This is a genomic window from Gracilibacillus lacisalsi DSM 19029, from assembly GCF_000377765.1.
GTDB classification, from domain to species: Bacteria; Bacillota; Bacilli; order Bacillales; family Amphibacillaceae; genus Gracilibacillus; species Gracilibacillus lacisalsi.
This window is the reverse complement of the sequence record NZ_KB898670.1, coordinates 18,718-36,868: the sequence shown is the minus strand read 5'-3', so window position 1 is coordinate 36,868 and position 18,151 is coordinate 18,718. Positions and strand designations below refer to the sequence as shown.

Below are 18,151 nucleotides of genomic sequence, written 5' to 3'. Positions count from 1 at the left end.
TAATTTGAGTCAGCTATTATGGAACCAATTTAATAATCCAGGATCTGAGTACTCACCAATGCCATTTTGGTTCTGGAATGATCAATTATCCAAAACCGAACTAAAAAAGCAAATACACGATTTTAAAGAGAAAGGTGTTGAAGGGTTCGTACTCCATCCACGGATAGGGTTGCCAGATAATTTGGAATATTTATCGGATTCATTTATGGAATTTGTAAAATTTGCTGTTAACGAAGCAGATAAACTAGGTATGCATGTTATTTTATACGATGAAGCAATGTATCCATCAGGTGCAGCTAATGGTAAAGTAGTAGAAAGAAATCCACATTTCGCTAGCAAAGGTTTAAAAGCTATTGAGCAGCAACTGACATTCCAAAATAATAAACTTACAATGAAGCAATCAGATCGGTTAGTAGCTTTATTTTTAGTACGAAAAATAGAGCGAGTGATCGATCGTAACAATATTTATTGTCAGTATCCATTAAATGTGGAAATTGTAGAACAGAAACATGTTGAGGATAAGATAGAGGTTACATTACGAGATGAACTTATTGACCAATTTTTCCAAAGTAACAATCGAAACATAGACGAATGGGCGTTAGTTGGCCTTGTTGAGACGGAATCACATGGTACGATAAGAGGGGTTCATGAAGGTCAAGACGACGGTGAAATTCATGCGCCAAGATCAGCTGATTTGTTGAACCCGGAAGCTGTTAGAACATTTATAGATATAACGCATGAGCGTTACAAAGAAGTGGTAGGAAGCTATTTTGGTACTACTATATTTGCGGTGTTTACCGATGAACCAGATATGCTAGGAAGAAATGCCAAAGAAGGATTAATACCATGGACATCTGGTTTTGAAAATAATTTCTTTGTCGAAGGTTTTCATATTGAGGACTTACTTGCATTATTTTTTGAGCTAGATGGAAAAGTAGAAGAAGTGGAAGAAGGGTATAAACGTGCGCTTCATAAAAGACTGCTCGATAGTTATTACCGTCCTATAAGTGAATGGTGTGAGCAAAATAACCTGTCATTGACTGGTCATCCAGCAGCAAGTGATGACATTGGTTTGTTAAAACCATTTCATATACCAGGACAGGACGTAGTTTGGCGATGGGTAGCTCCTGAAGAAGAGAAGGGAATACAAGGTGCCCATTCTACTGCAGGAAAATGTGGTGCAGATATTGCAAGACATTATCGTCGCAGAAGAAATATAAATGAATTTTTAGGTGTTTGTGGCGTAGATAATAATTGGAATTTGTCTGCAGCTGATATGAAATGGTACATCGACTGGTTAGCGGTTCGGGGTGTTAATTTGTTTTGCCCACATGCTTTTTATTATTCGATAGATGGTCAGCATAGAAGTCATGAACGACCGCCAGATGTGGGCCCTAATAATGTGTGGTGGCCATATTATCAATATTTTAGCACCTACATGAAAAGGTTGAGCTGGCTCTTGGCAGATAGTGTCAATCAAGCTGAGGTGGCCATACTTACAAAAGATGACCATTTACCATGGCAAGCAGCAAAGGAATTATTTCAAAACCAGATTGAATTTAATTATGTAAATGAAAAATTATTTGTTGATGAATTAGTAGAAATAAGTGACAGTTTAAAGATTGCCCATCAGTATTATAAGGTTGTTATATTAGATCAGTTATCTTGGAGAAAATGTCATCCTAAAGTAAGGAATACATTATTGGAATGGGTTAATCAAGGCGGGGAACTTATCAGTATTGGTGGAGAAGCTGAAGTGGACGGTATCACTCAATTAGATCATTCGATTGAGATGATAGAGCATATTAAACAGTATCAAACGGTACAATTGGCTGAATACTGTCCTGATATCAGAGTGAGTTTAGTAGAAAAACTAGGGCAATATTTCTATTTGATAGTCAATGAAGGTGAAGAAAAATTTAAAGGTACAGTTGACTTGAAAGAAGAAGGCGCAACCGCAATATGGGATCCATGGACTGGAAAACAAAAAGAAGCGTATTTTCAAAATGACGAACTATATTTAGAGTTAGGAAGAAGAGCTTCGCTGATCATTGCGGTAGATCCTAATAAATCAATGGTAAAAAACGAGTTACTCAACGAAAATTTGATTCGTCAATTACCTATTAAATGGAATCCTAATAAAATACCGAATAAGGCAAATTGTCGCCAGTGGTCAAAGGATCAATTAGTTAGTTGGACTACATTCGAAGAGCTCCGTTATTATTCTGGAACGATGAGTTACTATTTTGAGTTTGATTTAAAACAAGATATTTTTCCGATAGCGGATGCAATCCTTGACTTAGGAGAAGTTTATGAAATAGCGGAAATTATTTTAAATGATCATTTTACAGATGTACAATTTTGGGCTCCTTATCAGATGAGCATTCCAATACATGTTTTAAAGGAAGGGGCGAACCAATTAGAAGTGAAAGTAACAAACAACAGTGCAAATCAAATGGATCAATTAGCATTACCATCGGGGTTACTTGGCCCAGTACAATTAATCATAGAACATACTTAAAAGTTGGTGATCAAATGAATAGTGATAGCTGGATAGGGAAATTTTATCAATTTGGTGAAGCAGTACTTTTCTTATTATATGTCAATTTTTTGTGGATCGTCTTTTCCTGTATTGGGCTGATTTTATTTGGTTTAGGTCCGAGTACTGTAGCCATGTTTACCGTGTTTCGTAAATGGGTGATGGGAGAGCAAGGCTACCATATTGGGAAGTTATTTTGGCAAACATACCGAAAAGAATTCTTAAGAGCCAATGGCATAACATGGATTACCGGTTTGTTTGGTTTAATGCTGTTAACGAATTTACAGTATTTCTCGTTATCAGATCCCATATGGAATCTGATAGTAAAAGGTGTGTTTCTATTTTTTGCATTTCTATTTTTCATAATGGTAGTATACTTATTTCCTTTATATGTCCATTATCAAAATAGTTTTCAACAATATTTTAAGAATGCCTTTTTAATTGCCATTTATCAACCTTTAAGGACGATCTATGCTTTAGCGGCACTTTTTACATTGTATTATTTACTTGCAACATTTCCGATCTTTATCTTTTTATTTGGCGGGAGTTTAACGAGTATGGTCGTCATGTATATTACGTATGTTACGTTTGTGAAGATTGAATATAAACAAAAAAGGATAGAAGAACAACTGGAAGAAGAATCGAAAACGAAGAAAAGGGAATGGAGTTATGAATAAAACGAGTATTTATCTAGCAAGTGATTCTACATGTCAGACGTATCAAAAGCAAGATTACCCTCAAGCAGGTTGGGGACAGTTTCTTGGCCTGTATTTGAAGGGATATAATATTCATAATCATGCTATTGGCGGAAGAAGCTCCAAGACTTTTATAGAAGAAGGAAGGCTAAATGAAATATTAGTAGAAATAAGGGAGAAGGATTATTTGTTTATTCAGATGGGGCATAATGATTCTACTAAAGAAAAACCTGCCAGGTATACAGAGCCATATCAAGAATACAAGCATTTTCTTCGTCAGTATATAGAAGGAGCAAGAGCAAAGCAAGCTATACCATTACTGTTGACACCTGTAACTAGGTTACATTACGTTAAGGGAGAATTTTTGCAGGATTTCGGTGATTATTGTAATGCTATGAAAGAAGTAGCAGCTGAAGAAGATGTAGCTTTAATAGATTTAATGAAACTTAGCAATACTCATTTACAATCAATTGGCTATCAAGCTGCTAAAACTTATTTTATGGTTGCGCATAATGGAGAAGATCATACGCACTTTACAGAAAAAGGTGCCGATCAAATAGCTAGAATAATAGCGCTGCAATTTGAAGCTTTGCTTGATCATCCAAAAAATAAAGATAGTTTAATGCACAATATCTAAAAACTGCGAAGTAACTGGACATGGATTTGCTCTCTTCCCTTACTCGTACTGCATTAAAAGATAATTTTGAAATATATCATGATGTTAACTACCACTCCGGCTGCCCACTTCCCTTTCCGTGGGGTTTGCCCTTCAGCTAACTTTTTCGAGCAAAAACCACTCGAAAAAGTGGATCTTCAGGTCAAACAGGTCCCACAGGAGTGGAAGTGGGCGGCCTTCGTTAAGCTATGCTCCACAACACTTATCCGAAATCAGCCAGTCGATTTCTCCACTATTGTAGCGTAGGGTACGACTATGCTAAAAGGGTTAGTACTGTAGAAAAGTTTTGTTCCATGAGTTCATTTTTTTCTATAATCAGATAACAAAAATAGCGGAGGCAGAGTACGGAGACTCTTATGGGAACAGCGCGAGCTGAAGATCCCGCAGGAAAGTGATTTTCGCTTTCCGAGGAAGCTGAAGCCGTGCCCATGGAAAGCGCAGTACTCTGCCGTAGCGGATGCTAGCACTCACCTTAATTCAGAATGGGAGAAGCTACATCAAGTCAAATTCTCATTACTTCGCAGTTTGTATCTACTTTTGAATCATATGCTACTCCTACACCTGAAATTTCTTCATCATTTCTTGTAATTCTTCAGAAAGTTGTTTTAGTTCATCGGAAGTAGTAACTAGCGACTCACTTACTTTTAATTGCTCCTCTGTAGTGGCTGACACTTCTTCACTAATCGCAGAAGACTGTTGTGCTGTTGCACTTACTTGGTGAATGGTAGAAGTTAATACTTCCTGTGAATCTCTTAATTGCTGGATAGATTGAGTAACTTGCTGAATCTTACCAGTAAACGTACCCATACTTTCTCCAACACCATTTAGTATTATCTGTGTATCTTCTGCTTGCGTTACTTGTTCTTTGAAACGAGGTGTAGCTTCCTCTAAAACCTCTAACGTTTCATTAACCTCATTTACAATACCTGTTGTAATTTCTTCCACTTTATCAATCGAATCTTTAGATTGAGTAGAAAGCTTTCTGATTTCGTCTGCAACTACTGCGAAGCCTTGACCAGCTTCTCCTGCACGTGCAGCTTCAATTGCAGCATTGAGTGAAAGTAGGTTGGTTTGCTGTGCAATATTCGTGAGCATTTCCATTACTTGATTGATTTGCTCTGTGCTTTCTTTCAATGTATCTACTTTTTCGACAAGTGCATTTGTCATTTGCTCGCCGTCTTTTGTTTTGGTTACTAACTCGTCCATCTTTTCTAAACCTTCATGACTTCGCTCTAGCACTTCTACCGCATGATTCTCCATATCACTATTGTTTTCGAAGACATTTTCCACTTCATCATGTATGTTGGATGCTAAGGAATTACCTTTTTCAGCTTCATCTGTTAAGCCTGTAGCACCACTAGCAATTTCTTCAGATGCAGCAGCGACTTCTTTCGCTGATTGTGATTGCATTTGAGAAATATCAGTTAATTCTATCGCAGCATGTAATACTTTGTTGGCAGATTCTCTTGTTTGATGCATCATTCCTGAGATATTTTCAAGCATTTCATTAAAGCTTTCTGCCAATTCTCCAATTTCATCCTTGCGAGACGTATGATTCGATCTCACTGTAAGATCACCTTGTTCGGCAGAAGCCATCAAACTGGAAACATCAGCAATTGGCCGAGCAATTGTTTTAACTATTCCATTTGCAATGATAAGAGAGATAATTAACGACAATAAGACAATACCTGCTGTTACATAAAAAATAATGGTTGTATCTTTTGTTAATTCTGCTTCAGGAACAGAGCCCACTAAATACCAATCTGTTACTTCAGAATCATGTTGAAAAACGAGTTGCCCATTATCTTCGGTCATGTTCTCTTCAGAATCTACTGCAATTTGGTAAGCATATGGTTGTGTTATTTCTTCATGATCAAAAGAAAAGACAACTTCATTATTTCGATCTACCATGCTCACGAGGCCTTCTTCACCAAATCTAACATCTTGTAGAGCATCTTCAAATACGGCAGTATCTAATTCAACTATTAAAACATATTCTGTACCACTAATTCTTAACTTCTGTCCAAAAGCAACTTTAGGATCATCTGAGGTACCATTAACCCCTTGTGCAAGACCACCAATCCAGGCAGTCGAACCTTCCGCTTCCATAGCACTCTGATACCAATCAGAACTAAAGACAGTTTCCTCAGGAAGCGTTTCCGAAGAAGAAATTAATCTTTCTTTTTCGGTATGTAACAGATAGAGACTCACATTGTTATCAATCATAGTAATTTGGGTTAGCGCATCATCAATCGTACTTTTTAAATTGAAATAATCAAAATTATTTGTTTCTTCGAAACGATCTAGTTCGGCTAATGTATTGCTGAAATTATCAGCCATTAATATTTCTGTTACCCGATCTTTATATTGATTCATCAAATAGTCGAGTTTATCTCCAGATTGGACAATGGTTTGTTCAGAAGCTTCTGTTACTTTATCTTTAATAATATTATTAGAAATAAAATAAGAAGCAATTCCAACGATCAAAACACTGATTAGTACTGTTGCTAAAATACTAATTAGTATTTTGGTGCTAATTGAATCTTTTTTAGAAACACTACTATTTTGCAGTACTTGTTGTCCATCTTTAGATTTCTTGCTTGGAATTTTTATTTTTAGTTTACTTGCGCCTTTGCCTATTTTTTTCGATGTGTTTAGAAATACTTGTCTCGTTTTGTTGAAAACGCTTTTAGTTCTGCGTATAAATTTGTTTGTCATAATCAAATCCTCCGTACTTCAAGTATTATTAGTAAGGGTTTTCATAATGGGTGTAGGTAAATATTCTTGGTGGATAAATGGTCTATAATCATTAAGAATTAGTTCAAATAGATTATAACATGTTTTCATTCAGGAAACGACAAGAAATAGCAAACTTTTTATCTAACCATAAAATCAGGACTAAAGGACTAAGATTAACACAAAAAAATAGGCTCTGTTCCATTCAAAAGGAAAGAGCCTATTTTTGCACTATAGCGATGGTTTATTTGCAATGATCTCCGTCGCAAAAACTACCTTGTTGAAGGTTTAAATTTTCTAATTGATTATTTTCCTCTTCTGCTACTTTTTCTAATGCTTGCATAAATGTTTCGATAGGTTGGGCCCCTGAAATAGCATATTTTTTGTTGATTACAAAAAATGGAACACCAGTTACACCTAATTGTTGTGCTTCTGTTTCATCGCGTCTGACTAAATCAGCATGGATTGTTTCATCCTCTAAAATACGTTGAACTTCTTTTTGATCAAAACCAAGCTCATTCGTAATAGATTGAAGTGTTTCTTTATCACTAAGATCTTTTGATAAAGTAAAATATTGATAAAGCATCGTATCTATATATTCTGCCTCACGGTTCAATGTGCGAGCATATTTACTTAACCGATGTGCATCAAACGTATTACCTGGTTTCATCGTGTCAAAAACAAAATCCAAACCTACAGCTTTTGCTTGTTCACCAATTTGTTGATTAGCTTCTTTTGCTTGATCGATTGTCATATTGTATTTAGCTGCCAAAGATTCATGTATATTTTTTCCTGAATATTTAGCTGCATTCGGATCTAATTCAAAGCTTTTATATTGAATCGAAACATCTAAATTCTGTGGAAATCTTTCCAAAGCTTGTTCTAATCTTGTTTTACCAATATAACAAAATGGGCAAACAAAATCGGACCATATTTCAATTTGCATAAAAAACACCTCTCTTAAGCTTCTATCTTATTCTGACATAAATGCATCTGTCAAAGAAAGCAATTTGCTTAAGGAGGTGTATACTTGTTAATACAGCACTGTTGGACTATCAGACTTATTTGTCGGGTTTATCTTTCTCTATGGTATCTTCGTCTGTTATTTCTTCGATTATTTCGTCCTTCATTTCATCATATATTTTTTCTTTGAAATCATCATATAACTCTTCCTTCATTTCATCGTAAATTTCTTCTTTGAAGTCATCATAGAAGTCATTTTTCATATCTTGATAAATATCCTCTTTTACGTCGTCCTTAAAATCATCACGGATATCTTCTTTTACCTCATCCTTAAACTCGTCTTTGAACTCCGTTTTTACACGTTTTTCTCGTCTTCTTCTATGGAGCCTTTGATCAAGCTTCCAATCCTTTCCTAGTGTAATAACAATGGAGATGATCATGAGCACCATCACAATCGCGAAAGGTAATGCAGCAATAATCGAAGCGGTTTGCAGTGCATTCAAACCACCGCCTCCGCTGAAGAGTAGTACACTTGCGGCACCAGCTATCAAGAAACCCCACGTTAACTTTACTGAGTTTTTTGGTTCTAAATCGCCATTAGATGTCATGGACCCGAGTACAAATGAAGCTGAATCTGCAGAAGTTATAAAGAAAATCAAGATTAACAGTATCGCTAAAGTGTTAGTAATAAAACTTAACGGAAGTTCAGCAAGTGTTGCAAATAAGGCTAATTCAACTTCCGAATTAATTAATTCTGCTAGACCTCCTGCACCGTACATTTCGATATTTAACGCTGTACCACCAAATGTAGTAAACCAAATAATCGCAAGCAGAGAAGGGACAATCAGTACACCAGCCATAAATTCTCGAATCGTTCTCCCTTTGGAAATACGTGCAATGAAAATTCCCATAAATGGAGCCCATGCAATATGCCATGCCCAAAAGAAGATGGTATTTGTCCCTAACCATTCACTTTCTGAGAATGGTGTTAAAGTAAGTGCCATTGGAACGACATTTGTTATGTAACCACCTAATGTCGTAACAAAACTTTCTGCAATAAATAATGTCGGTCCGACGATAATAACAAATAGTAGAAGTAATCCAGCCACAACTAGGTTAATATTACTTAATATTTTGATTCCACGGTCAAGGCCGCGAGCTGCTGAAAGCATAAATAATACGGTAACGATACATATAATGACAAGTTGTGTCCAAGGTGAGTTAGGGATTGGTGTGATATGAGATAATCCACCTGTGATTTGCATAGCACTTAGGCCAAATGTAGTCGCAACCCCTGTACATGTAGCTAATACAGCTAATGTATCGATCGTTTTACCAGCCCAACCATTCACTCTGTCACCCAAGATCGGGTAAAATGCTGAACTGATTAATGCTGGTCGGTCCTTTCGGTATTGAACATAGGCTAATGTCATCCCAACGATTGAAAAAATAGCCCAAGGATGTAAAGCCCAGTGATAAGAACCGTAACGCAAACCGGCTAATGCGGATTCCCTTGTTCCTGGCTCATATCCGAGAGGTGGGTCCATATAATATAGAACTGGTTCAGCAACTCCCCAGAATACAAAACCAACCCCTATACCAGCTGCAAATAACATGCCAATCCACGAAAACCAAGAATACTCTGGCCTATCATCGGTTTTACCTAATCGTATTTTTCCATAAGGACTAACAGCTAAACCTATAACAAATAAAACGAACAGGGCAGTGATTAGCATATAGAACCAACCAAAGTTAGTGATCATCCATTCTAGACCTGAGTTTGCAGCATCGCTCAGGGATGAAGGTGATATAGCCCCCCATAATACGAAAATAGCAACGAAGATAGCCGAAATAATAAATACAATACCAACTTTTCCAACTTTATCACTAATTGAGTCCTCTTTTTTCATATGTACCTATGTCAATTACTGACATAGTTCCCCCTTTCTATGTTGCGGTTAATTTTAATAGGTATTCCCTCATTTTATAACATTTAATCTATTATTTTTTAGCATAGACATTTTTTTGAAAATAATAAATTAATTTAGACACTTTCTTTTGTATCTCACCGATTATAAAAATAAGACAATATCCATGTCAAACGCCAAGTCATGATTGGAGGTCGATACATATTGTAATATGAGTCCTTACTTTGCGCTGTTGGAAGCGGAAGAACTCAACTGCTTAGTGGCTCGAATGAAGAAATCAGAGGAGGTGTTCGCTCGATGGATGATTTATGGCATTTGCTACCAGAGGATTTTCACTTTATTATACCGGCACTCTGGTTTATCGGATACGCCTGCAAAAGAACACCGTTTATACCTGATTGGCTGATTATTTGGATTTTATTAACGATTGGAGTCCTAGCAGCGTGTAATTTGTATGGTTGGAACATACGATCCATTGCGGAAGGAATTATTGCAACTGGGTTGGCTGTATTTAGTCATCAAATAGTAAAGCAAACTTGTAATAGAGCAAAGGATACTATAAGGGAGGGGAGTTAATGGCGGAATTTCGAGGATATCGAATTACGAGTTCATATGGTTACAGAACTCATCCGATAAGGGGATCAAGAGATTTTCATGCCGGTGTTGATTTAGTAAAATCACATCGAGCACCGATACATGCTTTTACTTCTGGAACCGTTATTTATGCTGGCTTTGGTAAAAGTGGTACAGGCTTAGGAGGATACGGGAATGTAGTGTTAATCCGAGATAGAAATAACAGAGCCCAGCTTTACGCACATCTCGATTCTGCTGCCGTAAAGAGTGGCCAAACAGTATCATACAATCAAATAATTGGTTATCAAGGACAAACCGGATATGTAACAGGATCACATTTGCATTTTGAAGTACGTAAAAAGGTAGAAACAGCTCCACCATATGGATATCGTGCTGACAAACCATCATCTACCGTAAATCCGATTTCTTATTTGAATCAGTTTAGTTCAAATAAGACACTTAGAGAAAGAAGTAATGGAACAGAAGTAAGAAATCTGCAAAGAGAGTTAATAAAACTTGGTTTTAACTTAAATAAATATGGGGCAGACGGCGTGTTTGGAGATGAAACAGAATCAGCTGTAAAAGCTTTTCAGCGATCTGAAGGTATAAAAGTAGATGGAATTGTAGGTCCAGTAACAAGAGCGAGACTGGACAAAAATACCACACTAGTAGCTAATTATCCTGGCATTATCAAAAGAGGAAGCAAAGGAGATATTGTTGAAATTATACAACGTAGAGTAGGTGCTAAAGTCGATGGCATTTTCGGACCAGAGACAGAGCGAAAAGTGAAGCAATACCAAAGACGGCATAATTTGATAGTGGATGGAATCGTAGGTCCAGAAACATGGCAAAAGTTATTTTAAAGGGAGGGAGACCTCCTTTTTTTCTTGTGAAAAGGAATTTGATCAATCAAAACGTTTGCATGTGATATGTCGGTGTGGTTAGATATTATTGTTTGAAGATTGCGTTTTACAACTAGGAGTGTAGCCATGCTTTCTAAACTAAGAATTTTTGACAAAATTTATTACGGTTGGTTTATCCTAATCATTGGCGGGTTTGGCATCTTTTTTTCTGGTCCTGGCCAAACATATTCCAATTCACAGTTTATTGACGAGTACATCAATGACTTTGGTTGGACACGTTCTGAAGTCTCTGGTGTTTATTCTGTAGCAACTCTAATAGCAGGTTTATTAATGATATTTATCGGGCGCTTTATAGATCGTTTTGGACAACGATTTATGATGGTGACGATTGGTACATTATTTGCTATTGCTTGTTTTTTTAACAGCTTGATCACATCTATCTGGATGTTAGCAATCGGATTCTTTTTAGTTAGGTTATTAGGTCAGGGAAGTATGTCGCTCATTCCGAATACGCTTGTTGCACAATGGTTTATTAAGAAGCGAGGTCGTGCTTTCAGTTTAGTCACACTTTTTTCTTTTGCCAGCGCCATGGTATTTCCGATTGTCAATACATGGTTAATCCAAACGTGGGATTGGCAAGTCGCCTGGAGATTTTGGGGGATTTTATTACTAGCGTTTTTTGTTCCTTTAGCCTTCTTCGGTGTAAAAAATAAACCTGAAATGATCGGTTTGGAGCCTGACGGTTTTAGCAGAAAAAATGAAAGTGATAGCGGAAATCCATTAGCACCAACTATTGAAGAAGCAGAAGAGGATTGGACACTTAAAGAAGCAATGAAAACAAAAGCTTTTTGGGCTATTTTAATCTGTGTCGGTATCCCGGCCATGGTCAATACCGGTATTACGTTTCATATTGCCTCGATTTTCAAAACAAATGGTTTATCACTTGAAGTAGCAGCAATGGTCTTAAGTTTAATGGCTTTTGTAGGTATTCCGATGTCACTTGCTTCAGGGTATATTATAGATAAAATCAAATCTAACTATGTGTTACTAGCCATTTTTATAGTCGAATTTTTCGTATTACTTCTATTATTAGTAACTGATAATTTCTTACTGGCTATTCTCTTTGGTGTTTTATGGGGATTAGCTGGAGGCTTAGAACGGATCGGTCTCAACGTAATATGGCCCAATTATTTTGGGAGAAAATATATTGGAAGTATAAATGGTGTCGGTGTGACTGTAGGTGTTATCGGGTCTTCATTAGGACCTTTACCATTTGGTGTTGGATATGACGCGTTTGGTAGCTATAATCCAATCATTATTTTATCACTTATATTTCCGATTATTGGGATATTAAGTGCACTACTTGCTAAAAAACCAAATAAAGCGGAGTATCTATGAAACTGGCTTTATAAAAGTCAGTTTTTTGTTTTGATAGATATATTTTCTACTTGAAAGGAATACATAGAAAAATAAACTTTTTATTTGGTTTAGTATAAATAGAAGAATGAAAGAGTATGTACATGAAAATGAAAGTATAACATGGATGTTCACGTTTTCTTTGAGTTTTGGCGATTTTGTGAATTGTGTTATGATTCGTTTTGTTCATTTCGGAAAATTTCTCTGAGGGGATCAGAGAAGCCAAAAAAATTAGAAAGAGGTGCTTCATGAACGTAGCAAAAATTAAACAAGATTGGTTTGGAAACGTCAGAGGAGACGTTCTAGCCGGTATAGTAGTAGCGTTAGCGTTAATTCCGGAGGCTATTGCCTTTTCGATTATCGCTGGTGTTGACCCGATGGTAGGATTGTACGCATCGTTTTGTATTGCAGTAGTGATTGCCTTTGTCGGTGGTAGACCAGGTATGATTTCTGCGGCTACAGGTGCAATGGCGTTGTTGATGGTTACCCTAGTAGCTGATTATGGTTTGCAGTATTTACTAGCAGCCACAATTTTGACAGGTGTACTACAAATTTTGTTCGGTGTCTTCAAATTAGCAGCAGTGATGAAATTCGTACCACGTTCGGTGATGGTAGGTTTTGTTAACGCGCTGGCCATTCTCATCTTTACTTCACAATTGGAACATTTTGAAGGAGAAAGTTGGGTAATGTATGGCTTAGTAGCTTTAACTCTAGCAATCATTTATATTTTTCCTCGATTAACGAAAGTTGTGCCTTCTACTTTAGTAGCAATCATAGTAGTGACAGCTTTAGCCATTTATTTTGGTTTTGATGTACGTGCTGTCGGTGACTTGGGTAATTTAAGTTCTGATCTTCCGGTCTTTTTAATTCCGGATATTCCATTGAACTTTGAAACATTAGCAATCATTTTTCCTTATTCATTATCACTTGCTATTGTTGGTTTACTAGAATCATTGTTAACGGCAAATATCGTGGATGATATGACTGATACTGAGAGTGATAAAAACAAAGAAAGCCGTGGACAAGGTATTGCTAATATTGTATCAGGTTTCTTTGGTGGTATGGCTGGTTGTGCAATGATCGGTCAATCCGTCATTAACGTAAAATCTGGTGGTCGAGGTCGATTATCTGCATTAGTTGCTGGTGTATTTTTGATGTTTTTAATCTTTGTTTTAGGAAATATTGTAGTTCAAATACCGATGGCTGCACTTGCCGGTGTTATGATTATGGTATCCATCAGTACTTTTGATTGGTCTTCTGTGAAAAATATCCATAAAGTCCCTAGATCAGATGCTGCTGTTATGGTAATTACAGTTGGTACTGTAGTGGTGACGCATGATTTATCTATAGGTGTATTAGCGGGTGTACTTTTAAGTGCTATCTTCTTTGCAGCTAAGATTTCAAAAGTGAAAGTGACCCAAATTGTAGCTGTTGAGGGTAAGAAAAAGGTTTATAAAGTAGATGGTCAGATCTTCTTCGCTTCCGTTAATGACTTAGTAGCTAAGTTCGATTTTAATGAAGCAATCGAAGAGGTTGAAATTGATTTAAGTCTAGCCCATTTATGGGATGATTCTGCAATTGGTGCTTTGGACAAAATCGAGTCGAAATTTGAGCAAAACCATGTTAAAGTAACTTATACAGGGTTAAATGCGGAAAGTAAACAATTGAAGCAGAAAATTGGCGGCTTATCCAAAGCTTCAGGTCATTAATCGGTAAACGAGGTGTAGAGATGTATCAAAAGATATTATTAGCAGCTGATGGATCAGATCACTCTATTCGAGCAGCTTCTCATGCAGTAAAGGTTGCTCAGATTGATCAAGGTAAAATAGATATTGTTTATGCAGTAGATGGTAAAACCTCAAAAGAGGATGTTTTACACGGTTTAGATAAATATGAAGTAAAAAAAGAACGACAAGAAAAATTGTTACCAGTTATAGAAGTAATTGAAGAAGCTGGTCTCGAATGTGAAACACATGTAGTGCACGGCGAACCAGGTCCTGCAATTGTCGATTTTGCGAACCGAAATGAATATGATTTTGTTGTAGTAGGAAGCCGTGGATTAAATCAAGTACAAACAATGATACTAGGTAGTGTCAGTCACAAAATTGCAAAACGAGTACATTGCCCAGTTTTAATAGTGAAATAATCTTAGAGATAACAGGTTTAACTTATACCTGTTATCTTTTTTTACTTGTAAAGAGAGTATAAAATTTGCGAGATGTCTAGCTCCGAGCGCCCAAAAACTAGGCGACTTCACGAATCGCCCTCCGATAAGTCATCATCGGTTCGCTTTTCTTATTTTTCTTATCTGTTCTAACAAATAGACATGATATGTTATGCTTGATAGGAAATTTAAAAAAGCGGTGATTATGTTGTTAAAGGATAATGGAGAGCGTGTGATACCAGAGAAGATGGACATTACAAATGAGTTATTAATAGAACATTTAGCACGTTATCATTTTTCGGTGCCCCATATTTACGGTAGAACTTTGGATTTTGCAACTGGTGTTGGTTATGGAGCGCATGTTATTGCAAAAAAATGCAAACATGAACTTGAGGAAATTATCGGTGTTGATATTAATTCTAATGCGATTCAGTACGCAAAAGCAAACTATTATCACCCACTATCTGATTTTAAGGTGGCAGATGTAACAGACCCTACATTACCTGATCAATTAGGTGCATTTGATGTAATTCTAAGTTTTGAAACGATTGAACATATAGAAGATGAAGATCAATTTATGGATAATATTTATCATCTTCTTAAGCCCGGAGGAACATTAATTTTATCTACCCCCTTCGGTGAAGGTAAAGGCAAGCCGTGCGGTTCGCCATTCCATGTCCATCAAATGACAGAAACTGAATTTGTGTCTATGTTTGATCAGTTCCAAAAGAAGAAGTTCTTCTATCAAAAAGGCGCATTAATAGAGCCGATGGAAGGTTCCCAAATGGAGCATAAACCTCTTGGTATTGTAATTGCATATAAATGACTAACTACACTTAAATGAAAAGTGTAGTTTTTTAGTACTTTAGGACTGTTTGTTTATTGCAGATAGTAATGAAAATCTTTTAATGGTAATATATAAAGGGGAATTATATACTACAAGAGGAAGGGGACAATCATGCAGAAGTTTCAGCAAATCAAATACAAATTACCTGCTATTATGATTTTATTATTAGTCATTCCAATGGGGGTTGTGGGTTACATAGCCTATGCAAAGACAGCGGTATTAGAAAAAGCAATAATACAAAAAGATGATATTGTAGAAATGTCACCAAAATATCAGGAAACCTTTGAAGAATACGAAACGTTTCTAACTACACTTAGTGAATCAGAAGAATTAAACTATGAAAAGGTTTCCGCTTCTGATCTCGAAGATGCAAACTATTCTCATATGCCTACAGTTAATGATCCCAAATTAACGAATTACTATGAAAGTTACTTATCAGAGCAAGTTCAAAATCGTGAATATATCATTAATTTATACTTAGGAACACCTGAGGGTGCTTTATATTTAAATAATATTCCTGCTAGTGAAGTGAATTTAAATGATTACGATTCGACAACAACGGACTGGTATAATCAGGCTATTCAGTCACCTGAGAATGTAATATGGACTCAACCGTATATTGATACTGCTTCTGGCAAACCAGTAGTAACTTTGGCCAAAGCATTTTATGGCGATGATAATGAATTAATTGGGGTAGGTGCAATTGATTTTGATATGTATCTTATTGCTTCGAGTATGCGTCAAGATATAGTTACCTCGACTCTCATCACCGGAATTATCGCCGTTATTGTCGGTATAGCAATTGTTACATTGATCGTTAGAGTGATTAACTATAATATTTCGACAATTAAGAATGAATTGAATCGATTGGCACAAGGTGATTTATCAGGAGCGGAAGTTGAAGTAAGAAGTAAGGATGAATTCACTGAACTAGCAAATGCGATGAATCAAATGAAAGATAATTTATATGGAATGGTTAATCAGGTGATGATAGCTACTGGGCGTGTGATGCAGCAAAGCAGTACATTAAATCAATCTGCTGACCAGGTACGTGAAGGTAGTGAACAAATAGCTGCTACTATGGAAGAATTATCATCAGGAAGTGAATCACAGGCAAATTCTGCGTCTGACTTATCCGGTTCGGTTGAACAATATAATCGAAAAGTGAAAGAAGTAGCAGATCAAGGTAATCAAGTGGCAAATGAGTCACGGGATGTTATGAATATAAGTCAGGGTGGCCGTTCGGAACTAGAAAAGTCTGTTAGCCAAATGAGAATCATCTATCAAATGGTTCAGGACTCTTATCAAAAAGTATCAGGCTTGGATAAGCGTACGGAAGAAATAGATAAAATTGTAATTGTTATTAAAGAGATTGCCGAGCAAACAAACTTACTCGCATTGAATGCCGCCATTGAAGCAGCAAGAGCGGGAGAGGCAGGTAAAGGATTTGCTGTTGTCGCTGATGAGGTAAGAAAACTTGCTGAACAAGTGACAGCCTCAATTGCTGATATAACTGGACTTGTAGCGAATATTCAAGATGAATCAGCACAAATGGCTCACTCCTTAGAATCTGGATTTCAAGAAGTGGAAAAAGGGACAGAACAAATGGAGAGAACTGGTGAGACCTTTACACAAATTAATCAATCCATTACAGATATGGTAGATCGTGTGAAATACATGGTTAAAAGCTTGGAAGAAGTTAATGAAAATAGTGAAGAAATGAATAAATCGGTGGATGAAATTGCAGCTGTAAGTGAACAATCTGCTGCTGCTGTAGAGGAAACAGCAGCCTCAGCCGAGGAAACCAATCATTCAATGGAAGAGGTATCAAAAAGTGCCCGTGAATTAGATGTCTTAGCAGAGGAATTACAAAAAGAAGTTCAAAAGTTTAAGATTGTATAATATTGTTGAGATAGACTTGTATGTCTGTCTCTTTTTTATAAAAAAGGATATTGACAGATTTCTTAATAAGAAGGAAGTTAGATTAAATGTTAGAAAAGAAAACGTAATAATGGTATGATTCAATGAGAGATTGATCACATACTAATCTATACCGAAACTAGCGTATAATTCTATACGAAGTATAAACTTATTGGAGGTATAATCATGAAGGAGATACAAGCAACAGAATTGGCAAACAAATTAAAAAATGGCGAGAAATTAAATATCATTGATGTGCGGGAAGATGATGAAGTGGCACAAGGCATAATTCCGGGCGCAAAGCATATAAGATTAGGAGAAATACCGGACCGTTTAGAAGAATTTAATCAAGACGAACATTACTATATGGTATGTCGTTCTGGAGCTCGAAGTGGAAGAGCAACTGAATATTTAGAGGCAAATGGAATTGGAGCAACCAATATGGAAGGTGGCATGCTTGCTTGGGAGGATGAAACTGAAGTACCTGAGTAATGATGCTAAATTGCCTGAATAAAATGATTAGAGTAATCTTTAAAAGGGTTACTCTTTTTTTGATCAAAACTAAGATGAAAATTATTGTATAATATGAGTAGTAAAAAATATGATTAATCCCCTGAATTATTGTATTCATTAAAATAATTTTGAATTGTATTGATTATTATAAGATGATTGTTATATGATTGTAGGAAAATAGATTTATGTTCTGTGCCAGTTATGTTAATGTTCGTAATATAATAGTACTAGCAGAAAAAGGCAAATCTATTGAAAAATAGAGACGCAAAACCACAGATCTAAGGTGAAAAATCACAATGATGGCTGGGTTACCTGATA

The 18,151-nt window shown here is 36.4% G+C and carries 14 protein-coding genes and 1 riboswitch; of the genes, 11 read left to right on the top strand and 3 right to left on the bottom strand.

Going from position 1 to position 18,151, the window contains the following annotated elements; all coding sequences use genetic code 11:
- The first annotated feature begins 4 nt into the window (after window positions 1-4).
- Genes D569_RS0113930 through D569_RS0113920 form a run of 3 tightly spaced genes read left to right on the top strand, consistent with a single transcriptional unit; the run spans window position 5 to window position 3,871 of the window.
- Window positions 5-2,521 (top strand): glycosylhydrolase-like jelly roll fold domain-containing protein, encoded by a 2,517-nt coding sequence (locus D569_RS0113930; RefSeq protein WP_018933048.1) that lies wholly within the window; start codon window positions 5-7, stop codon window positions 2,519-2,521.
- A 14-nt stretch (window positions 2,522-2,535) separates the two neighbouring features.
- Entirely contained in the window at window positions 2,536-3,216 is a 681-nt protein-coding gene (locus tag D569_RS0113925; protein ID WP_018933047.1) for a YesL family protein, read from the top strand.
- Entirely contained in the window at window positions 3,209-3,871 is a 663-nt protein-coding gene (locus D569_RS0113920) for a rhamnogalacturonan acetylesterase (RefSeq protein ID WP_018933046.1), read from the top strand. Before D569_RS0113925 ends, D569_RS0113920 begins: the two co-directional genes overlap by 8 nt.
- Before the next feature lie 594 nt (window positions 3,872-4,465).
- Here D569_RS0113920 and D569_RS0113915 read toward each other — a convergent pair.
- The 3 genes from D569_RS0113915 to D569_RS0113905 form a co-directional block, all read right to left on the bottom strand.
- Window positions 4,466-6,628, bottom strand: coding sequence for a methyl-accepting chemotaxis protein (locus D569_RS0113915; RefSeq protein ID WP_018933045.1), 2,163 nt, complete (start codon window positions 6,626-6,628; stop codon window positions 4,466-4,468).
- A 262-nt stretch (window positions 6,629-6,890) separates the two neighbouring features.
- The gene (locus D569_RS0113910; protein WP_018933044.1) at window positions 6,891-7,592 is read right to left on the bottom strand and encodes a DsbA family oxidoreductase; all 702 of its coding nucleotides are present in this window, start codon (window positions 7,590-7,592) and stop codon (window positions 6,891-6,893) included.
- 115 nt (window positions 7,593-7,707) lie between these two features.
- Window positions 7,708-9,519: a BCCT family transporter gene (locus D569_RS0113905; protein ID WP_018933043.1), complete on the bottom strand. Its 1,812-nt coding sequence runs from the start codon at window positions 9,517-9,519 to the stop codon at window positions 7,708-7,710.
- Between the two features lie 315 nt (window positions 9,520-9,834).
- Between D569_RS0113905 and D569_RS0113900 the strand changes: the two genes are divergently transcribed.
- From D569_RS0113900 to D569_RS0113865, 8 genes are all read left to right on the top strand, one after another.
- Window positions 9,835-10,113: a phage holin family protein gene (locus D569_RS0113900; protein WP_018933042.1), complete on the top strand. Its 279-nt coding sequence runs from the start codon at window positions 9,835-9,837 to the stop codon at window positions 10,111-10,113.
- Window positions 10,113-10,973, top strand: coding sequence for a peptidoglycan-binding protein (locus tag D569_RS23650; RefSeq protein WP_018933041.1), 861 nt, complete (start codon window positions 10,113-10,115; stop codon window positions 10,971-10,973). The genes D569_RS0113900 and D569_RS23650 overlap by 1 nt, the downstream gene beginning before the upstream one ends.
- Before the next feature lie 126 nt (window positions 10,974-11,099).
- Window positions 11,100-12,371, top strand: coding sequence for an MFS transporter (locus D569_RS0113890; protein ID WP_018933040.1), 1,272 nt, complete (start codon window positions 11,100-11,102; stop codon window positions 12,369-12,371).
- Between the two features lie 266 nt (window positions 12,372-12,637).
- Entirely contained in the window at window positions 12,638-14,098 is a 1,461-nt protein-coding gene (locus D569_RS0113885; protein ID WP_018933039.1) for a SulP family inorganic anion transporter, read from the top strand.
- Between the two features lie 20 nt (window positions 14,099-14,118).
- The gene (locus D569_RS0113880) at window positions 14,119-14,535 is read left to right on the top strand and encodes a universal stress protein (protein WP_018933038.1); all 417 of its coding nucleotides are present in this window, start codon (window positions 14,119-14,121) and stop codon (window positions 14,533-14,535) included.
- A 190-nt stretch (window positions 14,536-14,725) separates the two neighbouring features.
- On the top strand, window positions 14,726-15,379 hold the full coding sequence (locus D569_RS0113875) for a class I SAM-dependent methyltransferase (RefSeq protein ID WP_342662687.1): 654 nt from the start codon (window positions 14,726-14,728) through the stop codon (window positions 15,377-15,379).
- A 132-nt stretch (window positions 15,380-15,511) separates the two neighbouring features.
- A complete protein-coding gene (locus D569_RS0113870) occupies window positions 15,512-17,302 on the top strand; it encodes a methyl-accepting chemotaxis protein (protein WP_018933036.1) in 1,791 nt (596 codons plus the stop codon).
- 204 nt (window positions 17,303-17,506) lie between these two features.
- The gene (locus D569_RS0113865; protein ID WP_018933035.1) at window positions 17,507-17,812 is read left to right on the top strand and encodes a rhodanese-like domain-containing protein; all 306 of its coding nucleotides are present in this window, start codon (window positions 17,507-17,509) and stop codon (window positions 17,810-17,812) included.
- A 250-nt stretch (window positions 17,813-18,062) separates the two neighbouring features.
- Window positions 18,063-18,149, top strand: a riboswitch (cyclic di-GMP riboswitch).
- The last annotated feature ends 2 nt before the right edge of the window (window positions 18,150-18,151 follow it).

Bases quoted from the DNA above. Each gene is read 5' to 3' on its own strand.
- D569_RS0113925 (WP_018933047.1), top strand. From the start codon at position 2,536: ATGAATAGTGATAGCTGGATAGGGAAATTTTATCAATTTGGTGAAGCA.
- D569_RS0113920 (WP_018933046.1), top strand. From the start codon at position 3,209: ATGAATAAAACGAGTATTTATCTAGCAAGTGATTCTACATGTCAGACG.
- D569_RS0113915 (WP_018933045.1), bottom strand. From the start codon at position 6,628: ATGACAAACAAATTTATACGCAGAACTAAAAGCGTTTTCAACAAAACG.
- D569_RS0113910 (WP_018933044.1), bottom strand. From the start codon at position 7,592: ATGCAAATTGAAATATGGTCCGATTTTGTTTGCCCATTTTGTTATATT.
- D569_RS0113905 (WP_018933043.1), bottom strand. From the start codon at position 9,519: ATGAAAAAAGAGGACTCAATTAGTGATAAAGTTGGAAAAGTTGGTATT.
- D569_RS0113900 (WP_018933042.1), top strand. From the start codon at position 9,835: ATGGATGATTTATGGCATTTGCTACCAGAGGATTTTCACTTTATTATA.
- D569_RS23650 (WP_018933041.1), top strand. From the start codon at position 10,113: ATGGCGGAATTTCGAGGATATCGAATTACGAGTTCATATGGTTACAGA.
- D569_RS0113890 (WP_018933040.1), top strand. From the start codon at position 11,100: ATGCTTTCTAAACTAAGAATTTTTGACAAAATTTATTACGGTTGGTTT.
- D569_RS0113885 (WP_018933039.1), top strand. From the start codon at position 12,638: ATGAACGTAGCAAAAATTAAACAAGATTGGTTTGGAAACGTCAGAGGA.
- D569_RS0113880 (WP_018933038.1), top strand. From the start codon at position 14,119: ATGTATCAAAAGATATTATTAGCAGCTGATGGATCAGATCACTCTATT.
- D569_RS0113875 (WP_342662687.1), top strand. From the start codon at position 14,726: ATGCTTGATAGGAAATTTAAAAAAGCGGTGATTATGTTGTTAAAGGAT.
- D569_RS0113870 (WP_018933036.1), top strand. From the start codon at position 15,512: ATGCAGAAGTTTCAGCAAATCAAATACAAATTACCTGCTATTATGATT.
- D569_RS0113865 (WP_018933035.1), top strand. From the start codon at position 17,507: ATGAAGGAGATACAAGCAACAGAATTGGCAAACAAATTAAAAAATGGC.